Genomic DNA, 24,263 nt, shown 5'->3' with positions numbered 1-24,263 from the left:
GCTTGACGACGTTGGTCAGGGCCTCCTGGACGATCCGGTACGCGGCGACGCCGATCTCCGGCGGCGCGCCGGCGGCGCCGTCGGCGCTCAGCGTCACCTCCAGGCCGGCGGCCCGGGCCGCGTCCACGAGGACGGGGATCGCGTCCGGGCCGGGCAGCTCGGCGGGCCCGCCGACATCGGTGCCGCGCAGGACCTGCAGGGTGCCGCGCAGCTCGGTGCGGGCCTCCCGGCAGGTCGCGGCGATCGATCCGAGCGCCTCGGCCAGCTCCGCGCGGTCGAGCGGCCGGTCGCCGGCGACGAGGTGGGCGGCGGCGCCCGCCTGCACGCCGATGACGGTGATGCTGTGCGCGAGCAGGTCGTGCAGGTCGCGGGCGATCCGCAGGCGCTCCTCGGCGACCCGGCGGCGCGCCTCCTCCTCGCGGGTGCGCTCGGCGCGCTCGGCCCGCTCGGTGATCGTGGCGAGCCGGGCGCGGTGCGACCGCCAGACCTGCACGGCGATCACCACCGACACCACGGCCTCGATCACCGCGATCTGCTCGCGGACGGAGCCGCCGCCCGCCCGCAGCGCCATCGTGATCACGCAGACGAACAGCAGCAGGCCGGCCACCGTCAGGACGGCGCGGACCCGGCGCCCGAACACCGCGTAGGCGAACAGCGCGATCACCTCGGCCGGGATCAGCGCGTGATGCTGGTACTGCAGCAGGTGGTACGGCAGCGTCAGGACGACCAGCACGACGAGCGCGAGCGCCGGGCGGCGCCGGATCACCGCGAGCGGCACGTGGGCGCCGGCCAGCAGGAGGACGCCCCAGGCGTCCAGCGGCCGCGTCCCCGGCCAGGCGAGCGCGGCGGCGACGGCCGCGGCGGCCAGCAGCGTCGTCAGCAGGGCGTCTCGGGTCGCCGTGTCGGGCCGGGGCATCGTCACCACGTGCCCATCCTCCCCGACTTCGCGGCCGGTGCGCACCCGCCCCGCGGCGTGCCGCCCGCCTGGGGCCGCGTTCCCGCCGGTCCCGGGCGCGCCGCCGTGCGGGCGGCGCGCCGGGGCCGAGGTCAGATGAGGCCCTGGGCGAGCATCGCCTCGGCGACGCGCTCGAACCCGGCGATGTTGGCGCCCACCACGTAGTTCCCGGGCGCGCCGTAGCGCTCGGAGGTCTCGTCGCAGGTGTTGTGGATCCGCGTCATGATCTCCGCCAGCTCCGCCTCGGCCTTCGGGAACGTCCACATCTCGCGTCCCGCGTTCTGCCGCATCTCCAGGGCGCTGACGGCGACGCCGCCGGCGTTGGCGGCCTTGCCCGGGCCGAACGCGACGCCCGCCTCCTGCAGCACGTGGACCGCCTCGGGCGTGGTGGGCATGTTGGCGCCCTCGGAGACGGCCTTCACGCCGTTGCGGACCAGGACCCGCGCGGCCTGGACGTCCAGCTCGTTCTGCGTCGCCGACGGCAGCGCGATGTCGGCCGGGACGTCCCAGACGCTGCCGCCCCGGACGAACCGGGCGGACGCGCCGCGCCGCTCGGCGTAGTCGGCGACCCGGCCCCGCTCGACCTCCTTGATCTGCTTGAGCAGTTCGAGGTCGATGCCCTTCTCGTCCACCACGTAGCCGCCCGAGTCGGACACGGTGATCACGTTGGCGCCGAGCTGCTGCGCCTTCTCGATGCTGTAGATCGCGACGTTGCCGGATCCGGACACGGTGACGGTCTGGCCGTCCAGCTCCTCGCCGCGCTTGCGGAGCATCTCGGCGGTGAACATCACGTTGCCGTAGCCGGTGGCCTCGGTCCGGCACGCCGACCCGCCCCAGGGCTGGCCCTTCCCGGTGAGGACGCCCGCCTCCCAGCGGTTGCTGATCCGCCGGTACTGGCCGAACAGGAAGCCGATCTCCCGGCCGCCGACGCCGATGTCCCCGGCCGGGACGTCGGTGTCGTCGCCGATGTGGCGGTGCAGCTCGGTCATGAACGACTGGCAGAACCGCATCACCTCGGCGTCCGAGCGGCCGCGCGGGTCGAAGTCGCTGCCGCCCTTGCCGCCGCCGATGCCGAGACCGGTCAGCGCGTTCTTGAAGATCTGCTCGAAGCCGAGGAACTTCACGATGCCGAGGTTCACCGACGGGTGGAAGCGCAGGCCGCCCTTGTACGGGCCGAGCGCGCTGTTGAACTCCACCCGGAAGCCGCGGTTGACGTGCACCGCGCCGGAGTCGTCGGTCCACGGCACCCGGAAGACGATCTGCCGCTCGGGCTCGACGAGCCGCTCCAGCACCCCCTGGCCGGCGAGCTCGGGGCGGGCGGCGACGGCCGGGCCGAGCGACTCCAGCACCTCGTGGACGGCCTGGTGGAACTCCGGCTCCCCCGGGTCGCGGACGAGGACGCGCTCGTAGGCCTTGTCCAGCACGGTGTGCGTGCCGGTCGCGTTCTGCGGCCGGGGGGAAACGGGCATGCCGGGTCCTTCCTCAGACGGTGATCATGCCTCTCCACTTTAGGCGGTGGTCTGGACCACCGCGGGGCACGGGCCGGTCAAAGGCCGGTATCCCCCGCGAGAACGGGCTTGACGTCCAGCACCGGCGTGCCGTCGAGCGCCTCCAGGCCGCGGACGCGCACGCGCCGCCCGGTGACCTGGAGGATCTCCACGGGGTGCAGGCCGATCGGGTTCGGGCGGGCCGGGGAGCGGGTGGCGAACACGCCGGTCTCGGGGTTGCGCGGGTCGTCGCGCGGCCGGGTCCGCAGCACGTCCCGCGGAGCCAGGTGCAGCCAGGTGAGCACGATGATCCGGTCGCCGTCGCCGAGCCCCTCCAGGGCCGCCTGGTACGACGGCTCGAAGACCAGCCACGCGTCGGGGGCGCCCTCCGTCCCCTGCTTGGGCGCCTCGGCGCGGTCGCTGAGGGGGGACGACACGTGGCCGACGGGTGTGAGGGCGAAGTCATCGCGGATGTTCTCCATGCCCTGATCCTCCCAGCCCGGTCGCGCGGGCGCGTTCTACCCCGGCGGCGGTGGTTGCGGCAACGGGGGTGCGCCGGGTTACCGTCGAGCACGACAGATCGCGGGGGCCCGGCGAACCGGGCTGAGATAGCGGCTGGGACGGCCGCTGACCGCATGAACCTGACCGGGTAATGCCGGCGTAGGGAGAGATCGAGTCGTCATGACCGAATCCGTGGTTCCAGCTGCCCGCAAGACCTACCTCCAGGGCTCCCGCCCGGGGGTGCGCGTTCCCATGCGGGAGGTCCCGCTGACCAACGGCGACGTCGTCGTCCTGTACGACACGTCCGGGCCGTACACCGACCCCGACCACGAGACCGACGTCCGCAAGGGGCTGCCCGCGCTGCGGGAGGCGTGGATCGCCGAGCGCGGCGACACCGAGCCGTACGACGGGCGGGCGGCCCGCCCCGAGGACGACGGGCGCCGCTCCGCGCCCGCGGCCGACGGGCCGCTCGCCCGCCGCCCGCGCCGGGCGAGCGGCGGCGCGGTGACCCAGCGCGCCTACGCGCGGCGCGGGGAGATCACCGCCGAGATGGAGTTCGCGGCGCTGCGCGAGGGCGTGGCGCCGGAGTTCGTCCGCGACGAGCTGGCGGCGGGCCGGGCGGTGCTGCCCGCCAACGTCAACCATCCGGAGATCGAGCCGATGGTCATCGGCCGGAGCTTTCTGGTGAAGGTGAACGCCAACATCGGCAACTCGGCGGTGGCGTCCTCGATCGAGGACGAGGTCGAGAAGATGACGTGGGCGACCCGCTGGGGCGCCGACACGATCATGGACCTGTCGACGGGCCGGGACATCCACACCACCCGCGAGTGGATCCTGCGCAACTCGCCGGTGCCGGTCGGGACCGTCCCGCTGTACCAGGCGGTGGAGAAGGTCGGCGGCGACCCGGCGGAGCTGACCTGGGACGTCTTCCGCGACACCGTGATCGAGCAGGCCGAGCAGGGCGTCGACTACATGACCGTGCACGCGGGCGTGCTGCTGCGGTACGTGCCGCTGACGGCGCGGCGGAAGACCGGCATCGTCTCGCGCGGCGGGTCGATCATGGCGGCGTGGTGCCTGGCGCACCACGAGGAGAACTTCCTCTACACCCGCTTCCGCGAGCTGTGCGAGATCTTCGCGGCCTACGACGTCACCTGGTCGCTCGGCGACGGGCTGCGGCCCGGCTGCATCGCGGACGCCAACGACGAGGCGCAGTTCGCGGAGCTGCGCACGCAGGGCGAGCTCACCCGGATCGCCGCCGAGTTCGACAATCAGGTGATGAACGAGGGCCCGGGCCACGTCCCGATGCACAAGATCAAGGAGAACGTGGACCTGCAGCAGGAGTGGTGCGACGGCGCGCCGTTCTACACGCTGGGGCCGCTGACCACCGACATCGCGCCGGGCTACGACCACATCACCTCGGCGATCGGCGCCGCGATGATCGGCTGGCACGGGACCGCGATGCTCTGCTACGTCACGCCGAAGGAGCACCTCGGGCTGCCGGACCGCGACGACGTCAAGGCCGGCGTGATCGCCTACAAGATCGCGGCGCACGCCGCCGACCTGGCCAAGGGGCATCCGGGCGCGCAGGCGTGGGACGACGCGCTGTCGGACGCGCGGTTCGACTTCCGCTGGGAGGACCAGTTCGACCTGTCGCTGGACCCGGACACCGCGCGGGCGTTCCATGACGCGACGCTCCCGGCGGCGCCGGCGAAGACCGCGCACTTCTGCTCGATGTGCGGGCCGCACTTCTGCTCGATGAAGATCACCCGGGACGTCCGCCGGTACGCCGGCGAGCACGGTCTGGCCGAGGAGGAGGCGCTCGCCGCCGGGATGCGGGAGAAGGCCGGGGAGTTCCGCGCCGGAGGCGGGCGCGTGTACCTGCCGCTGGCGCCCGGCGGTTCCTGACCGGGGACCGGGCCGGGAGACCGGTCACCGGCGCCCTCGGTGAGGGCGGCCCCCTTCTTTCACCGGAGCCCGCCGCGGACCGCGTGCCGCGGCGGGCTCCGGCCGCTCGGATCCCCCCTCGCGGGACCCCGGCCGGGCGGACACGGCCGCCTGCCCGGGGTGGCGCGGCGCGCTGCGACTAGACTTCAGGGAACGTTCCAACACCGCGGACCGTCCCCCTGCACGCCGCGGTCGCGCACGCGTCAGGAAGGACCGGGGACCCAGGTGACCAGCGACGACACGCCGCGCACCCGTGCGCCGCGCGCGGACGTCCGCCGCAACCGCGCCCGGCTGCTCGCCGCCGCGCGCGAGATGTTCCTGCGCGACGGCGCGGGCGCCTCGCTGGAGGGCGTCGCCCGCCTGGCGGGCGTCGGCGTCGGGACGCTCTACCGCCACTTCCCCACCCGGCAGGACCTCCTGGAGGCACTGCTCGCCGACGCCTACGACGCGCTCGCGGAGCGGGGCCGCGAGCTGCTGGAGTCGCCGGAGCCGGGGCGGGCGCTCCTCGCGTGGCTGGACGACTTCGTCGCCGCCGTGTCGGTGTTCCGGGGGACGGCCCCGTCCGTCCTGGTCTCCTTGCGCGGCGAGCGCTGCGAGGCCTTCCGGTCGTGCCGCGCCATGCGGGACGCGGGCGCTGCGCTGTTCGCGCGCGCGCAGGAGTACGGCGAGGCGCCCGCCGGGGCCGCGTTCCTGGACGTGCTGAAGCTCGCGGGCGGGATCGCGATGGCCGGCGAGCGGGAACCCGGCGCCGCCGGGCGGCTGCTCTCCCTCGCCGCGTCCGGCATCGCCCCCGGCGCCGCGCACGGCGAGAGCGGTGCCGCGCACGGCGAGAGCGGTGCCGCGCACGGCGAGAGCGGTGCCGCGCACGGCGAGAGCGGTGCCGCGCACGGCGAGAGCGGCGCCGCGCACGGCGGGTCGGGCGGCGCGCCGGACCCGTCCGGCTGAGGCGTCAGGTCTCGGCGTGGACGGGGAGGACGCGGCGCGGCCCCTCCGGCCCGCCGCCCTTAGCGCGCCATTCGCGCGGGTAGCCGACCGACACCTCGATGTGCGGCACGCCGTCCGTCCAGATCGTCCGGGGGATGTGCAGGTGGCCGTACACGACGGCGACGGCGCCGAACCGGGAGTGCCATGACTCCGTGCGCTCGGTGCCGCACCACTGCGCGAACTCCGGGTACCAGAGCACGCGGGTGGGTTCGCGGACGAGCGGCCAGTGGTTGACCAGCACGGTCCGGGTGCCGGGCGCGAGGGCCGCGAGCCGCTCCTCGGTGTAGGCGATCCGGGCGTCGCACCAGGCGTCCCGGGTGGGGTGCGGGTCCGGGTGCAGGTAGACCTCGTCGGTGCAGACGACGCCGGAGTCGTGCGCGATCTTCAGCGCCTCCTCCTTGGTGGACGCGCCGTCCGGCCGGAACGTGTAGTCGTACAGCAGGAAGAGCGGGGCGACCGTGACCGGGCCGTCCGCGCCGTCCCAGACCGGGTACGGGTCCTCGGGCGTGAGCACGCCGAGCCCGCGGCACATGTCGACGAGCCGCCGGTAGCGGGCCTCGCCGCGCAGGGCCACCGGGTCGTCCTTGACCGTCCAGAGCTCGTGGTTGCCGGGGACCCACAGGACGCGGTCCCACCGCCCGGCCAGCACGCCGAGCGCCCACTCGACGTCGGCGAACCGCTCCGCGACGTCGCCCGCCACGATCAGCCAGTCGCCCGGCGCCGCGGGCTCCAGCGCCTCGACGAAGGCGCGGTTCTCGGGGAACCCGACGTGCAGGTCGCTGATCGCGTACACACCGCTCATGCCGTGATCGTAAGCGCAAACCGGTCGCGGCCCGCGCCCTGCGGGCGGGCGCGGGCCGCGGCCGGGGCGGGGATCGCCGTGATCGGCCGTGCTTCCTCCAGGTCAGCCGCTCGGCGCGGCGGACGGGGCGGGTTCAGGCGTTCCAGATGCCGGTGGCGGCGGTCTCGCGGGCGTAGTCGGCGAAGTCGCGGGCCTCGCGGCCGAGGGCGCGGCGGACGCCGTCGGCGGGTTCGGCGTTGCGGCCGTCCAGCACGGTGGTGAACAGGTACGTCAGCAGGCCGGCGACCTCGCCGGGGAGGCCGTGCTCCTTGAGCGCCGCCGCGTAGTCGTCCGCGCCGACCCGCACGTAGGCGATCTCGCGTCCGGCGGCGCGGCCGATCTCGGCGACCGCGTCGGCGAAGGTCAGCGCGCGCGGCCCGGTGACCTCGTAGACCTCGCCGGCGTGCCCGGCGCGGGTGAGGGCGGCGACGGCCACGTCCGCGATGTCGTCGGCGTCGGCGAACGGCTCGGGCACGTCGCCGGCGGGCAGGACGACCTCGCCGGCCCGGACCGGGTCGAGCAGGTAGTCCTCGCTGAAGTTCTGGGCGAACCACGCGGCCCGCACGATCGTCCATTCCAGGCCGCAGTCGCGGACGACGCGCTCGCACGCCCGCGCCTCCTCCTCGCCGCGCCCGGACAGCAGCACGACCCGGCGCACCCCGGCGGCCGCCGCCGCGGCGGTGAAGGCACCGATCGCCTCGGGCGCGCCGGGCGCGGCGAGGTCCGGGTAGTAGGACAGGTAGACCGACTCGACGTCCCGCAGGACCGGCGCCCAGGTCGTCCCGTCCGTCCAGTCGAAGCCGGGGACCGCCGACCGCGAGCCCATCCGGACCGGGACGTCCAGGGACTCCAGCCGCTCGACGACCCGCCGCCCGGTCTTCCCGGTCCCGCCGAGCACGAGGACGAGCCCGGTCTCCAGGGCGTTCCCGCCGATGTTCCCGCTGGTGTTCTCGCTGATGTTCCCGCTGGTGTTCGTCATGTCCTGGAGTCAACCGCCGGGCGCGCCCGTCCGACATCGTTGAGACGCTCGGCTCCATGCGCGAGCGTCCACAGCCCTTACGCTGAGCGGCATGGACGCCCTGACCGACCTTCTCGACGGCCCCCGCGCGCACGGAGCGTTCATGATCCGCTCGACGCTGAACCCGCCGTGGTCGATGCGGATCCAGGACGAGGCGCCGCTGACGCTGGTGGCCATGGTCCGCGACGAGGCCTGGGTGCTCCCGGACGAGGGCGCGCCCGTGCACGTCCGCCCCGGCGACCTGGTCATCTGCCGCGGTCCGGACCCGTACGTCGTCGCGGACGACCCGTCCACCGAACCGCAGATCGTCATCCACCCGGGCCAGCGCTGCACCACCCCGGACGGGACGAGCCTGTCGGAGGCGATGGACCTCGGCGTGCGCGCCTGGGGCACCGACCCGGACGGCAGGGCGGTGATGCTCGTCGGCACCTACGAGACGCGCGGCGCGGTCACGCAGCGGCTGCTGGCCGCGCTGCCGCCGCTGGCGGTCGTGCGCGGCGACACCTGGCGGTCGCCGCTGGTGGGGCTGCTCGACGAGGAGATCGTCAAGGACGAGCCCGGCCAGGAGGTCGTGCTCGACCGGCTGCTGGACCTGCTGCTGATCCAGACGCTGCGCGCGTGGTTCTCCCGCCCGGAGGCCGAGCAGCCCGGCTGGTACCGGGCGCACGGCGACCCGGTCGTGGGGCCCGCGCTGCGGCTGCTGCACGACGACCTCGCGCACCCGTGGACGGTCGCGGACCTGGCCGCGAGGGTCGGCGCGTCGCGGGCGGCGCTCGCGCAACGCTTCGGCAGGCTGGTCGGCGAGCCGCCGATGGCGTACCTCACCGGCGTCCGGCTGGCGCAGGCCGCCGACCTGCTGCGCGAGAGCGACGCCACCCTCGACGCCGTGGCGCGCCGGGTCGGCTACGGGACCGCGTTCGCGCTCAGCACCGCGTTCAAGCGGGAGCACGGGATGAGCCCGCAGGAGTACCGCTCGGGCGCGGCGACCGCCTGACGCCCTCCCGCCGCGGGCCGCCTCGGCGGTCCGCTGCCCGAACGTGCGGCGGCCCGCCGGGATGGATACCGGCGGGCCGCACGCGGTGGACCGTGCCGGTCCGGATCAGCCGTCGGCGTCCGGCAACGGCAGGTAGCGGCCGGGCACCTCCGCCGGGGTGAGGATCTTCTTCTCACCCGGGTACGGCTTGGTGAACCCGTGGGTCAGGTACCACGTGTAGTGGTCCATCTGGTCGGGGTTGGCGCGGTCGGGCTGCGGGTTCTGGTCGTTCTGGTGCTGCTGCCGGTTCCAGGCGTCCCACAGGCTCGCGACGCCCCTCTCCCCCGCCGGCACCGCCGGGGTCGGCGACTGGGCGGGGGCGAGCGACGCCTTGGTGGTCGGGACGGGGTCTTCACCGCAGGCCGGCGGCGTCTTGAGCCCGTAGGTCAGCGGGACGCGGTTCTGCACGGCGGTGAACGGCGTGTAGTCGGGCCGCCCGGTGAACGCGGTGTACATCGGGGTGGCCGCGCTGTCCTTCTGGTTCATCGGGCGCACCCCGAGGATCTGCTCGATGGTGCGGACCACGGTGATCTGCGAGTAGTAGTGGCCGTCGACCTTGCCGTGGTTGGCGTAGGGGCTGATGACCTGCACCGGGCCGCGCGCCCCGTCGACGTGGTCGACACCGTCCTGGGTGTCGTCCTCGATGACGAAGATCGCGCTGCCCTTCCAGTACTTGCTGTGCGAGATGTGGTCGACGATCCGGCCCACCGCGAGGTCGTTGTCGGCGACCTGCGCGATCGGGTTCGGCGCGCCGCCGGTGTGGTCGCTGGACAGCCAGAACATGTTGAGGCTGCCCGGACCCTCCGCGTCGAAGTGCCGCTTCCAGATCTCGTAGCGGTAGATGTCCGGGATGTCGGTGTCGAACTTCGGGTAGTCGTGCGCCGTCACGTCGTTCAGCGACGGGATCGGGGAGGACGAGTCCGTCTTGATGGCCGTGTTCTGGCCGGTGTCCGCCATGGTCCTGGCGTCGCAGTAGAACTGCTGCCACGTCGCGCCGGACGGCTTCGTCTCGAACTGCAGGAACTCGCCGTAGTTCTTGACGCTGCCCCCTGCCGCCTGAACGCCGCTCCACAGCGTGCCGGAGCGCTGGTGGCCGAGCGCGTCGTCCTCGGTGTCGTAGCTGCGGGTGTACTCGCCGGCGCCCGACTCGGTGTACTCCGGGTTGTCGGACTGCATGAGCCAGTTGTGGCCCTCGGCGGAGTTGGTGCCGACGTCGTAGGTGTTGTCGTACAGCCCGAACTGGCGGGCGAGCGCGTGCTGGTTCGGGGTGGCGTTCTCGCCGAACTGCGCGAGCGCCGGGTCGCCGTTGCCGCGCTTGTCGTCGCCGAAGACCTGGTCGTAGGAGCGGTTCTCCTTGACGAGCAGGAAGACGTGCTTGATGGTCGACGGGTCGCCGAGGCGGACCGGGACCGGTACGGGCCGCGCGCGGCCGCCGGTGCGCAGCCCGGCGAGCGAGGCGGCGTCCCAGCCGTTCTGCTGGAACACCCTGGCCGTGTAGGCGCCGATGAGCCGGTCGTCCGGCAGCGTGAACCGCAGCAGCGTGCCGGTCGAGTCGTGGGTGTTGTGGCCGGTGGCCGGCGTCGTGCCGGCGCCCTTGTCGATGGTGCGCCCGGGGCCGCGCTCGCCGATACCGCGCAGGCTGGTGACGACCACCTGCCCGCCGACGGTCGTGACGTTCTCGGGGAAGTAGTCCGTCGGCAGCATGCCCACGTAGCCGACCGGCGCCTTGGGTCCCTTGTACCGGTAGACGGCCAGCGCGTTGGCGCGGCCGAGGGTGACCAGGAGGCGGCCGTCGCCGGTGAGGGTGATGCCGTCGGGCTCGTAACCGACCTTGGCGCCCGGCCACGGCTGCGTGGTGATGGTCTGGACGACGGCGTCCTTGGACGTGTCGACCACGGAGACGGTGTCGCTGCCGGTGTTGGCGACGAACAGCACGCCCTTGGCGGCGTGCAGGGCGGTCGGGTGCAGGCCGACGTCGATGGACTTCACCGAGGCGCCGGTGTCGCCCACGTCGATGACGCTCACCGTCCCGGTGGTGACGGCGCCCGTCTTCGGATCGGCGGGGACCTGGGTGCCGTAGGAGTTGAGGGTCTGGTCGCCGTCCTTCGCGGGGCGCCCGCCCTCGTTGCTGACATAGAGCTTGCCGCCGACCAGGGCAAGGTCGCGTGGAGCGTTCCCAACGCTCCAGCTGCGCGTGATCGCACCCGTGGCCGGGTCCATGGCCACGACGCGGTTCTGGCCGTTGACGGCGGTGTAGAGGGTGGCGCCGTCGGCGGAGAACACCGCCTGGGCCGGCAGCGGGTGCTTCGACCCGTCGTTCGGGATCGTAATGAACGTCGGGGCGCCGACGGTGCCGTCGGCGTTCACTGGGAAGCGGTTGAACCCGTTGATCTGCGGCATCCAGAGGGTCTTGCCGTCCGGCGAGTACGTCGGGCCCTCCTGCCCCACGTTGTTGTTGCCGATCTTCAGGTTCGCGGCCGCCGAGGTGCCGGCCTGCTGGAGGACCTTGTAGTCCTTCAGGTCGACGATCGTCAGGGCGATGGAACGGTCCGTGGTCAGAGCCGCGAGATGGCGGCCGTCCGGGCTGACGGTGGACGACAGCAGCTTCCCGTTGTCGACGAGAAGGCGTTCGCCAAGGGGCTTGTCGAACTGGTCGCTGGCGAGCAGCGTGCCGAGGCCGGTCGTGTCGCCGACCTTGTGGGTGCCGAACGCGTGCGTCGACGCGTAGGCGACGCCGCCGCCGGCCGTGATGGCCAGCGCGGCGGTACCGGCCGCGACGATCCGGACCCGGCGGCCGCCGAGCCGGCGGAACACCCCGGAGCGGTTCTCCGCGGGGTTCCGGCGTTGCCTTCTGACGTGCATGATCTAACCCTTCTGAGCACTGGCGGGGCTGGCGAGCAGGTCGACGTCGCCGTCGAACTGCCACAGGGGGTTGGGCGCATCCCCGCTCGAGGTGCGCACCTGGAAGTAGCCGTTCACCTCCTTCGGACCGTCGCCGTCGGCGACGTACCGCCCGTCGGCGGTGACGTCGAGCTGGTAGATGGCGGTGCCCGCGGAGGCCGCGCCGGGCAGGTGCCACGTCACGACGCACCGCCAGTCGTTGCCCGGCCCCTCGTCGGCGACGCGGTCGCCGCCCTTGTCGCAGGACGCGGTGGTCCGCAGCTGGGCCTCGGTGACGGCGGGGCGGTGGAGTTCGCGGGTCTGCAGCCGGTAGAGGTGCGCGTACGAGGTGGCGAGGGAGGCCTCGAGCTTCGTCCGCTCGATCCCCGACCCCTTCGCCGGGGTCGTCCACGAGACCACCGCGACCGTGACGACGGCGAGGGCGGCCAGCGGCAGCACGCCGCCGACCGCGACGCGCCGCCCCGACCCGTCGTAGGCGAGGTCGGTGAAGTCGCGGCGCAGGAACAGCCGGTAGGCCAGCGCGGTGGCGGCGACCGCCCAGACCAGGGCGACCGCGACGCCGATGAGCAGCGGGCGGGTCTGCGCGGGCTCGGTGAACAGGCCGCGCCAGGCGAGGAACGCCTCGCCCGGCAGGGCCGTCCGCACGGCCACCGGCAGCGGCAGCATCTGCGCGAGCTGGAGTCCGAGCGCGAGGAGCGCGGGCATCAGCAGGCCCATCGGCGAGCGGCCGAGGGCCACCGAGCCGAGCAGGCCGACCGCCGCGAACGCCAGCGTCGGCGCGAGCACGCAGCACCAGGCGAGCAGCACCGTCGCGGCCGCGTCGCCGGACGACAGCATGTGGCCGTCGAGGCCCGCGAGCGGGTGGGCGCCGGCCGCGGCGAGCCCGCCGGCGATGCCGGAGGCGGCCAGCCCGGCCGTCATCGCCAGGATCACGGTGAGGCTCGCGAGCGCCTTCGCCGCGAAGATCCGGCGCGGGGAGCGGACCGCGACCAGCAGGTGGCGCCAGGTGCCGAGCCGGTCCTCGGCGGCGAACACGTCGCCGGCGGTCAGGGACGTCAGCAGCGGGAGCGCCCAGCTGCACGAGAAGCCCAGCACCACCAGCGACCCCGCCCAGCCGGACGCGTGCATCCAGCGGCCGAAGACCGTGTCGGCCGGGAGCGAGCTCTGCAGGCTCACCGCGGCCACGAACACGGCGGGGGCGATCCAGCACGCCGCGAGGACCAGCCGGATCCGCCACTGCGACAGCAGCTTGACCAGCTCGAAGCGGTAGCCGCGCGGCAGCGGCGCCGGACGGGCCTCGTCCGCGGCGGGGGCGGCCGTGGTGGTGGTCGCGGTCATCGGGGGTCCTCCTCGGTCTCGCCGGGAACGGTCCCGGTCCCGGTCAGGGCCAGGAAGGCGGCCTCCAGCGGCGGGACCACGGGCGCGAGCCCGCGCACCGCGACGCCGGCCTCCACCAGCCGCACCACCAGGTCGTCGAGGGCCTGCACCGGCCCGCGGACGACGAGCACGTCGGCGTCCGGCCCGGCCTGCGGGTCCCGCACGACCCGCAGGCCGGGCGTCCGCTCCGCCACCTCGCGGGCGGCCGGCGGATCGGAGGTCAGCAACCGGTGGTCGAGGTCGCCGACCTCGGCTGCGAGCTTCTTCACCGGGCCGGAGAACACGACCCGCCCGGTCGAGAGGATGGTGACCTCCGGGCACAGCGCGGCGAGGTCGTCCATCCGGTGGCTGGACATGACGATCGCGGCGCCGTCGGCGGCGAGCTCGGTGATGACCCGGTGGACGTGCCGCTTGCCCGCCGGGTCCAGGCCGTTGGCGGGCTCGTCGATGACGAGCAGCCGCGGCCGGGTGAGCAGCGCGGCGGCCAGCCCGAGCCGCTGCCGCATCCCCAGTGAGAAGCCGCGGACCCGGTCGTCCGCGACGTCGGTCAGCCCCACCCGCTCCAGCGCGGCGCCGACGCCGGCGGCGGGGTCGTGCCCGCGCAGCCGCGCCAGGGCGGCGAGGTTCTGCCGCGCGGTGAGCGAGGGGTAGAGCCCGGGCCCGTCCACGAAGCCCGCGACGCCGTCGGGGACGGCGAGCGTCCGGCCGACCGGCGTCCCCAGGATCTCGAGGCGGCCGCGGTCCGGGACGGCCAGGCCGAGCAGCAGGCCGAGCAGCGTCGTCTTGCCCGCGCCGTTCGGGCCGACCAGGCCGTGCACCTGCCCGCGGTCGACCTCCAGATCGACGTCGTCGAGCGCCACCACCTCGCCGAACGACTTCGTGATGCCGCGAGCCCGGACGACCCTGCTTCTGCGCATGCCAGTTCCCCACTTAGACGCCGCCGCAGGAACTTAGAGATCGCGAATGGCGTCGACGGGGCGCGCAGCCGAACGGCGGGCGAATGATCGCCCACCCTCAGGGGCCGCGGCGGCCCCGCGGGGACGGGGGAACGGGCGGTGCCGCAGGTCAGCCGACGGACACCGGCACGTCGGGGTCGGTGACGACGGCCGAGGCGGGCACCGAGGACGCGCGCCGGACGACCGGCGCGCCGCTCGCCTGGATGTCGCGGATCCGGATCCCGCTCCCGCCGCCGATGTGGACGTGGGGGGTGCCGGGCCTGGTGGCGTCGGGCTGGACGCCGTCGCCGTCGCTGAACATGAGCCCGTCGAGGACGATGCCCGCCCCGCCGGTGACGGTCACGATGCCCCTGTCGTGGGCGGGCTGGGAATGGCCGGCCGCGCCCGGGTCGGCCATGCCGCCGTAGAACCAGCAGTCGCGGACCCGCACGAACCTGCCGCCGGTGATGAGGAGCTGGCTGCCCGAGGTGGGATGGCCCGCCTGCGCCTGCGCGTCGAACCGGGCGCCGTTCAGGACCACGCCGCGGCCGCCGTCGAGGCGGAGCGCGCACACGTTGGCCCTGGCCGTGGCGAACACCGGGCCGACGACGGTCTTGCTGACGTTCGGCAGCCACACGTGGTAGCGGTCGCCGGGGCCCATCCTCGGGGAGTCGATCAGCATTCCGTCCGTCCAGTAGCTGTTGTCCGAGCCCCAGAGCTTGAACGGCGTGTCGTAGCTGTTGTTGACGTCCCAGAAGCCCGAGAAGGTGACCGCGGTGTGCGCACCCCACATGACGTGCTTGAAAAGGTTGAACGCGAGGTTCTCGAAATGCGAGGCCCAGAGCACCGACCCGCCGCCGGCCTGGTCGGCGAAGAAGGCGGTTCCCGAGTCGCCCTCGAAGCTCAGGTTGCCGACGTAGATCCCGCGCGTCCGCCCCTTCGGCAGGGTCAGCCATCCGGAACCCGGCACGCTGATCTTCACGCGCTGGTTGTAGTGGAACTCGTTGCCGCTGATCAGGCCCGTGAAGGCGAGCCCGTCGAAGACCTGGCGGGGCCGCTTGAACTCCATCGAGCGCTGCCCCAGCACGATCGCGGGCTTGCAGGTCTGCTGGGACACGTAGGACAGCGCCTGGGTGAGCTTGGCGTCGTCGGTGGCGCCCTTGAACGAGTCAAGGAGGACGCCACGCGCGGTCGAAGGGCCGCCGGCCGGATCTGTCATTTCCCCTCCTCAGCGGGCATTTCCACTGAGCGACGACATTCCCCCTTACTACGCTCGGTAATCGGACAGTCACGGAACAGTCACGAGCAGGTGACGGACCCCGGGCGCAGGATCGCCCCCTCGATGCCCTGCGGGCACGGCGTCACCGGGGGACGTAGAGGCGGATGTCGTCGACGCGGGCGCCGCCCTCGTAGAAGTTCATGTGCGGGTCGCCGATCATGAACCGGTCGGGATAGGCCGACCCGGCCGGCCATGTATGGCGGTCGACGAGGGTGCCTCCGGGGCCCTTCCAGGTCCAGTCGGCGTCATAGCGGCCGTCGTACTCGCCGGGCTTCTGGTTGTAGTGCCAGATCGGCTCGCCGTCCTGCACGAACGCGCGCGTGTACCGGTACGTCGCCCTGCCCACGTGGGCGAACACTCCCGACATCTCCATCGTGTACGCGCCGCCCCGGCGTTCGATCGCGAACGTGTACGGGTTCTCGGGCAGCAGTTCCGGCCGCAGGTCGACCGTCGAGACGATCGCGCCGCCCTTGGCGAGACCGCATTCGCTCTGCATCAGGTACTCGGTCCCGGGCATGGCGGGATACCTGCGGTCGTCGGTCATGAAAATGGCGTTCACGCCGTTTCCGGTCCCGGCGGAATAGGGCTCGTACCGCTTCGTCGCCGGGTTGCAGTACTTCAGGCCCGTACCCGTGTACTTGTACCTGTTGTAGCCGTCCATGGCCACTTTCCGGTGACCGTGGACGAAGATGTTGTCGTGCGGCGCCACCCGCCGGTAATCCATGATCGACATGTAGTAGAAGCCGTTGGAGTCGGTGCGCGCGTCCGCCCACGCGCATTCGGGCCTGGAGAAGTCGCCGCCGGACGCCCACGGGAAGACGGTCTTGCAGCCGCCCGGCGCGTAGCCGTTGATCCGGCCGTCGGGGTAGTCCCAGGAGCCGGCGCGCTCGCCGCCGAAGTCCAGGCCGCGCAGCGTCATCTCGACGCGGTACTCCGCAGGCAGGTCCCGCGTCGAGCGGATGACGACGCCGCCGCGGTAGTCGGGCTCGTCGAGGTCGGCGGCGCCGCGCCGCGAGGTGAGGGTCGGCGGGCGGTCGGGCCTGCCGTCCCCGTCAGCGTCCCGCGCGGCGAGTTCGGCGGTGAGCCACCCGCGCCGGCCGAACGCGAAGGACTTGCGGTACGTCCGGACCGTGGCGAGCTGCGTCCGGAACGCCGGGCCGCCGACCGTGTCGAAGTACGCGCCGTCGTTGTCGTACATGTCGACGTCGTAGGGGCTCGCGGGGCCGTCGTCGTCGGGCCGCCACGGCACGCGCGCGTCGTCCAGGCGCCGGTCGAACGGCTCGGCCGCGACGAGCCGCCAGCCGGGCCGAGCGCCCGGCGGCCCGCCGCCCGTTCCGGCCTCCGCCGCGCCCGCCGTGCTCACCGTGCCCGCCGTCGCGGACAGGACGAGCGGAACCGCGAGCGCCAGGCCCGCGCGAACACGCCGCTTCATATCGCCGCCTCCCTCGCCGCGCCGCGGGGCGCGGTGCTCGGCCGGTTTCAGGACGATCTTCGGTGACGGTAGGCCGGGGACGCGCCCGCCACCATGGCAAACATCGACAAAGTGGTATTGACCAGTCGGCATAACGGGACGTAGCGTGTGCGGCGACGGGATCGGCTCCATAGAGGGGTGAAGGCGTGCGGACTGGCGGTGAGGGCCGTAACGGGAACACGAAGCGGCAGGCGGTCCGCCGCGAGTTGCTCGCCATGCTCGAGGGCCTGGAGCCCGGTGACGCGCTGCCGTCCGAACGCCGGCTGGTCGACGAGCTCGGCGTCTCCCGGCCGACGTTACGGCAGGCCGTGGACGGCCTCGTCGCCGAAGGGCTGCTCGAGCGGCGGCACGGAAGCGGCACCTACGTGGCCGAACCGCGGATCGCGGTGCCGCTCACCATGACCTCCTTCACCGAGGACATGATCCGCCGGGGGATGAAGCCGGGCGGCCGCGTGCTGTCGTTCCGCACGGAGACCGCGGGGGCGCGGATCGGCAGGCGGCTGGCCCTTCCGCCGACCGAAGAGGTCTTTACCATTCGGCGGCTGCGGCTGGCGGACGGCGCCGCGATGGCCATCGAGACGCTCTACCTGCCTCGGGCGCTCATGCCCGGGCTGCGCAGGGACGTCCTGGAGGGCCGGTCGTTCTACGACCTGCTGCGCGGCGCCGGCATCGTGATCGCGTCGGGCACCGAGACGATCGAGCCGACCGTCACCACCCCGGAGGAGGCCGCCGAGCTGGACGTCCCGGTGCACACCCCGGCGTTCCTGTTCGAGCGGGTGACGCGGAACGAGGACGGCCGGCCGCTGGAGTACGTCCGGTCGCTCTACCGGGGCGACCGGTACCGCCTCGAACTCGACCTCCGCCCGCCGTCCCACTGACCGCTCCCCCGGCACGCGTCAGGTGCGCGCCCGGGGCACGACCGTCCACCAGCGCTGGCGGGGGCCGCAGCGCACGAACCACCCCTGAGAAGTGAGGCGACTTCACCATGGGCGTCATCAAGGACATCCTCACGTTCCTGGCGAACAACGTCTTCGGCCAGGTCCCGATCCTGATCGGGCTCATCACGCTCGCCGGGCTGATCCTGCAGCGCAAGCGGGCTGAGGACGTCGTCGCGGGCGCGCTGCGCGCCACGATCGGCGTGGTGATCCTGTTCATCGGCGTCGACGTGTTCACCGGCGGGCTCGCCAGCTTCCAGACGGTGCTGGCGAGCGCGATGGGCACGACGCCGCCGCACGCCGACCACTCGCTCACCGACTTCCTGTCCAAGCAGGGCGGGACGATCGCGCTGGTGATCACGGTGGCGTTCCTCGTGCACGTGCTGATCGTGCGGCTCTTCCCCGCCGCGCGGTACCTGTACCTGACCGGCCACCTGATGTTCTGGATCAGCACGGTGACGGTGGCGTCGCTCGTGACGATCGCGCCCGGCGCGAACCAGCTCACGCTGGTGCTGTGCGGCGCCGGGTTCGTCGCCGCGTACTGGACGCTGCAGCCGCTGTGGATGCGGCCGCTCATGCGCCGCGTGATGCCCGACGACCGGTTCGGGTACGCGCACACCAGCTCGCTGGCCTGCCTCGTCACCGGCTACGCCGCCCGGCCGCTCGGCAGCCGCGAGAAGCACGACACCGAGAAGCTCACGCTGCCCCGGCAGCTGTCGTTCTTCAAGGACGTCAACATCAGCACCGCGCTCATCATCTCGGTGATCATGCTGCTCGGGGTCGCGTTCGCCGACCACGGCGTGGTGGCCAAGGCCGCCGCCGAGATGGACGACAAGCTGTCCCCGTGGGTGTGGGGACTGCTGGTCGGGCTGCGGTTCGCGGGCGGCATCGCGATCCTGCTGTACGGGGTCCGGATGTTCCTCGGCGAGATCGTCCCGGCGTTCAAGGGCTTCAGCGACCGGGTCATCCCCGGCACCCGGCCCGCGCTGGACGCGCCGACCGTCTTCCCCGTCGCGCCGACCGCGGTCATGCTCGGGTTCGTGACGTCCACGGTGGTGTTCCTGGCCTGCCTCGCGGTCTCCGCGGCGGCCGGCTGGTTCACCCTCGCTCCGCCCATGATCATGCTGTTCTTCGTCGGCGGCGCGGCCGGGCTGTTCGGCAACGTGGTGGCGGGCTGGCGCGGCGCCGTCCTCGGCGGCGTGGTCTCCGGCCTGATCCTCGCGGTCGGACAGGGCTTCACCTGGGGGCTGTACGAGCGGACGGCGCCGGAGCTGTCCACCCTCGCCGACCCCGACTGGTACGCGATCGGCTGGCTGCTGAAGGCGGCCGACCCGGTCATCGGCAAGGGGACGGTCTGGCTGGTGCCCGTCATCGCGCTCGCCGCGACGGTGGTGACGCTGGTCCTGCTCGGCCGCGCCGACAAGCGCCGCGCCGTCGCCGAGGGCGAGCCCGAGGCCGCCGGCGCGGCACCCGCCAAGGCTTGAACGACGCACAACGGAGGGAACCGACATGGCACTGGACAGGCGGCTGGAGGTCCTCGCGGTCTGCGGGGTCGGCATGGGCTCCAGCCTGATGCTGAAGATGACCGCCGAGGACGCGCTGGGCTCGCTCGGCGTGGACGCCCGGGTGGAGAACACCGACGTGTCGTCCGCGCGGGGCATGTCCCCGGACGTGGTGATCGGCCAGGGCATGCACACCGGCGAGATCGCCGACCTCGCGCCGGTCGTCATCACGATCAGCGACTTCCTCGACAAGGACGGCCTGGCCGCGCAGCTGAAGGAGCGGCTGACCGAGCAGGGGTGGCTGCCGTGACCGTCATCGCCGCGAACGACGACGTCGCCGCGCGGGACTGGCGGGAGGCCGTCCGGGAGGCCGCGTCCGCGCTGGTCGCCGCGGGCGCCGCGGGCGAGGGCTACCCGGCGGCGTGCGAGCGGGTGGTCGAGGAGAACGGCCCGTACATCGTGCTGACGAAGGGCCTCGCGCTCGTCCACGCCCGTCCCGAGGACGGCGGGCTGGCCGTCGGCGTCGGCGTGACCCGGCTGGCCGCGCCGGTGGAGTTCGGGCATCCCGACAACGACCCAGTCGACCTCCTGCTCGCGTTCTGCACCCCGGACCCGGACGCGCACGTCGGCACGCTCGCCGCGCTGGCCCGGTCGCTGTCGGGCGGGCTCGCCGACCGGCTGCGCGCCGCGCCCGGCCGGGAGGAGCTGGCCGGCGCGCTCAAGGAGGCCGTGCCCGATGCCTGACGCCGCCCGGCAGCGGCTCCCCGGCCGGGTGCGGGCCCTGCTCGACGACCTCGACGCCGCCTCCGGCGAGGCGATCGGCGCGGCGGCGGCGCTGCTGCTCGACGCGGTCCAGGCGGGCGGGATCGTGCACGTTGCCGGGGCCGGGCACTCGCTGGTGATGGTGTGCGAGACGTTCTACCGGGCCGGCGGGCTCGCCGCGGTCCGCCCGATCTGGGCGCCGGACGTGCTCCCGCTGGACGACGCCGTGCGCAGCACCCGCGCCGAGCGGCGCGCCGGCGTCGGCCGCGCCGTCGTCAAGGAGGCCGCGCCCGCCCCGCCGGACGTCGCGGTGGTGTTCTCCACCAGCGGCCGCAACCCGTACCCGGTGGAGATCGCCGCGGAGTGCGCGGCCCGGGACGTCCCGGTGGTCGCGGTGACCTCGGCCCGCGCCGCGAGCGGCGCCGCCGCCCGGGCCGCGACGACGCTCGCCGACCACGCCGCGATCGTGGTGGACACCCGGGTGCCGCCCGGCGACGTCCTGCACCCGCCGGGCGCGCCGCGGACCGCCGCGGTCTCCACGATCCTCGCCGCCTACGCCTGGTCGCGGATCCTCGCCGACCTGGACGACCTCGCCGCCGCGCGCGGCGCGGAGCCGCCCCGGTGGACGAGCGCGAACGTGCCGGGCGGCGACGAGCGGAACACCGCGCTCATCGAGCGCTACCGGCACCGCGTCCCCGAGCTGACCGGCGGCGAGTGACCGGCCACGGGTGACCCGCTTTGCCCGGCTAGCCCGCGGGGAGCCCGGCGCGGTCGGGGACGGTGCGGGGCAGCTCCCGCAGCCAGGACGCCACGTCGTCCGGCCACCAGCGGCCGGGCGACAGCCGGCCCAGCTCCGCGGCGACCCGCGACGGCGAGGAGGGCGCCGGGACGACGCGGGCCGGCGCGGCGCCGGAAAGGACGCCGAGCCACCAGTGCCGCGCGGTCTCGGGCATCTCCTCGGGATCGAGGACGACGTAGTAGTCGGGGAGCTGCGCCGTGCCGGAGCGCAGCGCGGCGAGGGCCTCCTCGACGGCGACCTCCAGCGGGCCGGGCGCGGACGCCCCGTCGAAGAACGCGGTCCAGGCGTCCCGGACGGCGGCGAGCGGGTCGTCGTCGTGCACCACGTAGGTACCGCCGGCGCGGCCCACCAGCGCGGCGAACTCGGCGGGCGGGACGTCGCCGCGGACGAGGGCGCGGACGTTGTGGAGCCCGCCCAGCCCGGCGACCACGTCCCCGGCCCGCTCCCCCGCCACGACGACCACGGTGCTGCTCGATCGGCGCATGATCGGAGTCTATGATGCGGGCGTATCGGACCGGTTCAGGCCGAGGGGGGACGACCCCCGAGCCCCCGTCCGGCTTCGTCGGGGATCAGAGGAGTGAGATGACCACCAGGCCGACCGAGGACGATCTTCTCGCCGTGTTCACGAGGGCGGACCTCGGCAAGGACGAGCGGCTCGACCTGATGGAGTTCACGCTCGTCCTGGAGCACCTCGGGCTGTCGTGGTCGCGCGCGGAGACGCAGGACAGGTTCGAGAGGGCCGACGCCAACCTCGACGGGTTCATCTCCTACGGCGAGTACCGGGCGATCCTCGAGGAGCAGGGCTGGGCCTGACCCCGGACGCGACGGAACGGAACGGGCCCGCCGACGCGACCGGCGGGCCCGTTGCGTCCGCGCCGGTCAGACCCGGCGTCCGCGCAGCTCGCGGTACCTGCGGACGAGCGCGGCGGTGGACGCGTCCGGCGCGTCCGAGGGCGGCTCCTCGGAGGTGAGCGCGGGCGCGAGGTCCTGCGCCATCACCTTGCCCAGCTCGACGCCCCACTGGTCGAAGGAGTCGATGCCCCAGACCGTCCCCTCGACGAACACGATGTGCTCGTAGAGGGCGACCAGCTCGCCGAGCGTCTTCGGGGTCAGCTTCGGGACCAGGATCGTGCTGGTCGGCCGGTTGCCCGGCATCACCTTGTGCGGCACGACCGCGGCGGGCGTCCCCTCGGCGGCGATCTCGTCGGCGGTCTTGCCGAACGCCAGCGCGGACGTCTGCGCGAGCAGGTTCGCGGTGAGCAGGTCGTGCATGCCGGCCCGGTCCTCGAACGGCTCGGCGAACCCGATGAAGTCGGCCGGGACCAGCCGGGTGCCCTGGTGCAGCAGCTGGTAGAAGGCGTGCTGGCCGTTGGTGCCGGGCTCGCCCCAGAAGATCTCGCCGGTCTGCGCCACGACCGGCGCGCCGTCGGCCCGCACCGACTTGCCGTTGGACTCCATCGTCAGCTGCTGCAGGTAGGCGGGGAAGCGCGACAGCCGCTGGCTGTAGGGCAGCACGGCGCGGGTCTGCGCGCCGAAGAAGTCGGTGTACCAGACGCCGAGCAGGCCCATCAGCACCGGCATGTTCGCCTCGAACGGCGCGGTGCGGAAGTGCTCGTCGATCGACCGGAAGCCGGCCAGCATCTCCCGGAATCCCTCGCCGCCGATCGCGATCATCAGCGACAGGCCGATCGCGCCGTCGAAGGAGTAGCGGCCGCCGACCCAGTCCCAGAAGCCGAACATGTTGTCGGTGTCGATGCCGAAGTCCGCGACCCGCTCGGCGTTGGTCGACACCGCGACGAAGTGCCGGGAGACGGCCTTGTCGTCGCCGAGGGCGTCGATCAGCCACTGCCGCGCCACCTTGGCGTTCGTCAGCGTCTCCAGCGTGCCGAACGTCTTGGAGCTGATGACGAACAGCGTCCGCTCGGCGTCGAGTCCGGCGAGCTTGCCGAGGATGTCGGCCGGGTCGATGTTGGAGACGAACCGGCAGGAGATCCCCGCGTCCACGTAGTCGTGCAGCGCCTCGTAGGCCATCGCGGGGCCGAGGTCGGAGCCGCCGATGCCGATGTTGACGACGGTGGTGATCCGCTTGCCGGTGAACCCCGTCCACTCCCCCGACCGGACCCGTTCGGCGAACCGGGACATCTTGTCCAGGACGGCGTGCACGTCGGCGGCGACGTCCTGCCCGTCGACCGTCAGCGCCTCCCCCGGCGGCAGCCGCAGCGCGGTGTGCAGGACGGCGCGGTCCTCGCTGACGTTGATGTGCTCCCCGGAGAACATCGCCGCGATCCGGTCGCGCAGCCCCGCCCGCTCCGCCAGCGCCACCAGCAGCCGCAGCGTCTCGTCGGTCGCCCGGTGCTTGGAGTAGTCCAGGCAGAGGTCCCCGGCGGTCACGGTCATGCGCTCGACGCGCCCCGGGTCCTCGGCGAACAGCTCCCGCAGGTGCCGGCCCGCGAGCTCCGCCTGGTGCTCGGCCAGCGCCGTCCACTCGGGCGACTCGGTGATATCAGCCATTGCCTCTCTCATCTCCTCGGCGGGGCCGGACGGGCGCCGACGGCCCCCGGGCGCTCCGCCGTCCCCCACGGCGATCATAGGTCGGCGGCGCGCGGCGCTCGCAACGCTCTCCCCAACCGCGGAGTGTTCCCACCCGGATGACCGGTTCGTCCGGCCGCGCGGATAAGGTCGGCGCCGTACGCGGCCGGACGGGTTCCGGCGGGTTCACGGGGAGGGTGCATGGGCGTCCCGCGGGACATGGCGCGGCTGTTCGAGCTGACGGCGCTGGGCGGCGACGTCTTCGTGGCGGACTCCCCGTCGGTGGGGCGGTCCCGGCTGTTCGGCGGGCAGGTCGCCGGGCAGGCGCTGCGGGCGGCCTGCCGCACCGCGGACGGGCGGCCGCCGCACTCGCTGCACGCCTATTTCATCCGTCCCGGCGCCCCCGAGGAGCCGCTGCGGTTCGAGGTGGCCCGCACCCGCGACGGGCGCTCGTTCTCCACCCGGCACGTCACCGCGAGCCAGGGCGGCAAGCCGATCCTGGAGCTGATCGCCTCGTTCCACGAGCCGGAGGACGGGTTCGACTGGCAGGCGCCCGGCCCGTCCGGGACCCCGGCCCCGGAGGACCTGCCGGAGCACTGGACGCCGCCCGGGTTCTCCCGGCACCCCGACGGTTTCGAGGTCCGCGTGGTGGACCCGCCGGACGAGGACGGGTTCCCCGTGCCGCAGCCGTTCTGGATCCGGACGGACCGGCCCGTCGGCGACGATCCCGCGCTGCACGCCTGCCTGCTGGCCTACCTGTCCGACATGGGGATGGTGAGCAGCGCCCGCGCGCCCGGGTCCCCCAAGCGGCTCGTCACCGCCGTCACCTTGGACCACGCGATGTGGTTCCACCGCCCGCCGCGCGCGGACCGGTGGCTTCTCTTCTCGGCGGGGCCGGTGACGAACCACGGCGCGCGGGGCCTCGCGCGCGGAACCCTCCACACGGCCGACGGCACGCTCGTCGCGTCCATCGCCCAGGAGGCGCTCCTGAGGCCCGCCGCCGGCAGAGC

At 73.6% G+C, this 24,263-nt stretch carries 22 protein-coding genes and 1 riboswitch; of the genes, 10 read left to right on the top strand and 12 right to left on the bottom strand.

From position 1 onward, the window contains the following. The 3 genes from ABT299_RS47820 to tsaA form a co-directional block, all read right to left on the bottom strand. A partial coding sequence (locus ABT299_RS47820) for a sensor histidine kinase (protein WP_500254884.1) occupies nt 1–916 on the bottom strand: 916 nt, incomplete at its 3' end. Nucleotides 917–1,047: 131 nt separating this feature from the next. Further along, nucleotides 1,048–2,424 (bottom strand): NADP-specific glutamate dehydrogenase, encoded by a 1,377-nt coding sequence (gdhA, locus tag ABT299_RS47815; RefSeq protein ID WP_387019165.1) that lies wholly within the window; start codon nt 2,422–2,424, stop codon nt 1,048–1,050. Between the two features lie 77 nt (nt 2,425–2,501). Next, on the bottom strand, nt 2,502–2,924 hold the full coding sequence (tsaA, locus tag ABT299_RS47810) for a tRNA (N6-threonylcarbamoyladenosine(37)-N6)-methyltransferase TrmO (RefSeq protein WP_500254883.1): 423 nt from the start codon (nt 2,922–2,924) through the stop codon (nt 2,502–2,504). Nucleotides 2,925–3,014: 90 nt separating this feature from the next. After that, nucleotides 3,015–3,128, top strand: a riboswitch (TPP riboswitch). Here tsaA and thiC point away from each other — a divergent pair. Then, nucleotides 3,124–4,848 carry a phosphomethylpyrimidine synthase ThiC gene (thiC, locus tag ABT299_RS47805; protein ID WP_500254882.1) on the top strand — a complete coding sequence of 575 codons (1,725 nt, stop codon included), beginning with the start codon at nt 3,124–3,126 and terminating at the stop codon, nt 4,846–4,848. (Overlaps the previous riboswitch by 5 nt.) 264 nt (nt 4,849–5,112) lie before the next feature. After that, nucleotides 5,113–5,832: a TetR/AcrR family transcriptional regulator gene (locus ABT299_RS47800; protein ID WP_500254881.1), complete on the top strand. Its 720-nt coding sequence runs from the start codon at nt 5,113–5,115 to the stop codon at nt 5,830–5,832. A gap of 4 nt (nt 5,833–5,836) precedes the next feature. Here the strand turns inward: ABT299_RS47800 and ABT299_RS47795 are convergent, their stop codons facing one another. Beyond that, nucleotides 5,837–6,673, bottom strand: a complete 837-nt coding sequence (locus ABT299_RS47795) for a metallophosphoesterase family protein (RefSeq protein ID WP_500254880.1) — start codon at nt 6,671–6,673, stop codon at nt 5,837–5,839. A 133-nt stretch (nt 6,674–6,806) separates the two neighbouring features. After that, a complete protein-coding gene (locus ABT299_RS47790; RefSeq protein ID WP_500254879.1) occupies nt 6,807–7,691 on the bottom strand; it encodes an NAD(P)H-binding protein in 885 nt (294 codons plus the stop codon). A 91-nt stretch (nt 7,692–7,782) separates the two neighbouring features. Between ABT299_RS47790 and ABT299_RS47785 the strand changes: the two genes are divergently transcribed. After that, a complete protein-coding gene (locus ABT299_RS47785) occupies nt 7,783–8,724 on the top strand; it encodes an AraC family transcriptional regulator (RefSeq protein WP_500254878.1) in 942 nt (313 codons plus the stop codon). 105 nt (nt 8,725–8,829) lie between these two features. Here ABT299_RS47785 and ABT299_RS47780 read toward each other — a convergent pair whose 3' ends face one another. The 5 genes from ABT299_RS47780 to ABT299_RS47760 all read right to left on the bottom strand — a co-directional run bounded on the left by ABT299_RS47780 (nt 8,830) and on the right by ABT299_RS47760 (nt 16,687). Beyond that, nucleotides 8,830–11,625: an alkaline phosphatase family protein gene (locus ABT299_RS47780; protein ID WP_500254877.1), complete on the bottom strand. Its 2,796-nt coding sequence runs from the start codon at nt 11,623–11,625 to the stop codon at nt 8,830–8,832. A 3-nt stretch (nt 11,626–11,628) separates the two neighbouring features. After that, complete coding sequence (locus ABT299_RS47775) at nt 11,629–13,002, bottom strand: ABC transporter permease (protein ID WP_500254876.1); 1,374 nt, start codon at nt 13,000–13,002, stop codon at nt 11,629–11,631. Continuing rightward, a complete protein-coding gene (locus tag ABT299_RS47770) occupies nt 12,999–13,958 on the bottom strand; it encodes an ABC transporter ATP-binding protein (RefSeq protein ID WP_387019189.1) in 960 nt (319 codons plus the stop codon). Before ABT299_RS47770 ends, ABT299_RS47775 begins: the two co-directional genes overlap by 4 nt. A 148-nt stretch (nt 13,959–14,106) precedes the next feature. After that, nucleotides 14,107–15,195: a hypothetical protein gene (locus ABT299_RS47765; protein ID WP_190867829.1), complete on the bottom strand. Its 1,089-nt coding sequence runs from the start codon at nt 15,193–15,195 to the stop codon at nt 14,107–14,109. Nucleotides 15,196–15,337: 142 nt separating this feature from the next. After that, entirely contained in the window at nt 15,338–16,687 is a 1,350-nt protein-coding gene (locus ABT299_RS47760; RefSeq protein ID WP_500254875.1) for a hypothetical protein, read from the bottom strand. 185 nt (nt 16,688–16,872) lie between these two features. On the opposite strand from ABT299_RS47760, the gene ABT299_RS47755 reads away from it, so the two are divergent. The 5 genes from ABT299_RS47755 (at nt 16,873) to ABT299_RS47735 (ending at nt 20,643) form a co-directional block, all read left to right on the top strand. Next, nucleotides 16,873–17,604, top strand: coding sequence for a GntR family transcriptional regulator (locus ABT299_RS47755; protein ID WP_500254874.1), 732 nt, complete (start codon nt 16,873–16,875; stop codon nt 17,602–17,604). 107 nt (nt 17,605–17,711) lie between these two features. Further along, nucleotides 17,712–19,145, top strand: a complete 1,434-nt coding sequence (ulaA, locus tag ABT299_RS47750) for a PTS ascorbate transporter subunit IIC (RefSeq protein ID WP_190867833.1) — start codon at nt 17,712–17,714, stop codon at nt 19,143–19,145. Nucleotides 19,146–19,170: 25 nt separating this feature from the next. Then, nucleotides 19,171–19,473: a PTS sugar transporter subunit IIB gene (locus tag ABT299_RS47745; RefSeq protein ID WP_190867835.1), complete on the top strand. Its 303-nt coding sequence runs from the start codon at nt 19,171–19,173 to the stop codon at nt 19,471–19,473. Further along, nucleotides 19,470–19,907: a PTS sugar transporter subunit IIA gene (locus tag ABT299_RS47740; protein ID WP_387019201.1), complete on the top strand. Its 438-nt coding sequence runs from the start codon at nt 19,470–19,472 to the stop codon at nt 19,905–19,907. Before ABT299_RS47745 ends, ABT299_RS47740 begins: the two co-directional genes overlap by 4 nt. Then, a complete protein-coding gene (locus ABT299_RS47735; RefSeq protein ID WP_190867839.1) occupies nt 19,900–20,643 on the top strand; it encodes a sugar isomerase domain-containing protein in 744 nt (247 codons plus the stop codon). Before ABT299_RS47740 ends, ABT299_RS47735 begins: the two co-directional genes overlap by 8 nt. Before the next feature lie 28 nt (nt 20,644–20,671). Here ABT299_RS47735 and ABT299_RS47730 read toward each other — a convergent pair whose 3' ends face one another. Further along, complete coding sequence (locus ABT299_RS47730; RefSeq protein ID WP_387019206.1) at nt 20,672–21,208, bottom strand: hypothetical protein; 537 nt, start codon at nt 21,206–21,208, stop codon at nt 20,672–20,674. Between the two features lie 98 nt (nt 21,209–21,306). Here ABT299_RS47730 and ABT299_RS47725 point away from each other — a divergent pair, with 98 nt between their 5' ends. Next, nucleotides 21,307–21,537 carry an EF-hand domain-containing protein gene (locus ABT299_RS47725; protein ID WP_190867843.1) on the top strand — a complete coding sequence of 77 codons (231 nt, stop codon included), beginning with the start codon at nt 21,307–21,309 and terminating at the stop codon, nt 21,535–21,537. 66 nt (nt 21,538–21,603) lie between these two features. Here the strand turns inward: ABT299_RS47725 and pgi are convergent, their stop codons facing one another. Continuing rightward, the gene (gene pgi / locus ABT299_RS47720) at nt 21,604–23,235 is read right to left on the bottom strand and encodes a glucose-6-phosphate isomerase (RefSeq protein WP_500254873.1); all 1,632 of its coding nucleotides are present in this window, start codon (nt 23,233–23,235) and stop codon (nt 21,604–21,606) included. A 219-nt stretch (nt 23,236–23,454) separates the two neighbouring features. Here pgi and ABT299_RS47715 point away from each other — a divergent pair. Further along, nucleotides 23,455–24,263: acyl-CoA thioesterase (locus ABT299_RS47715; protein ID WP_500254872.1), on the top strand; the 809-nt coding region annotated here is incomplete at its 3' end.

It is taken from the genome of Spirillospora sp. NPDC000708, assembly GCF_040299565.1.
In the GTDB taxonomy this organism is placed as follows: domain Bacteria; phylum Actinomycetota; class Actinomycetes; order Streptosporangiales; family Streptosporangiaceae; genus Spirillospora.
Note: the sequence above shows the minus strand (reverse complement) of the source record. Positions and strands in the feature narration are given on the sequence as shown.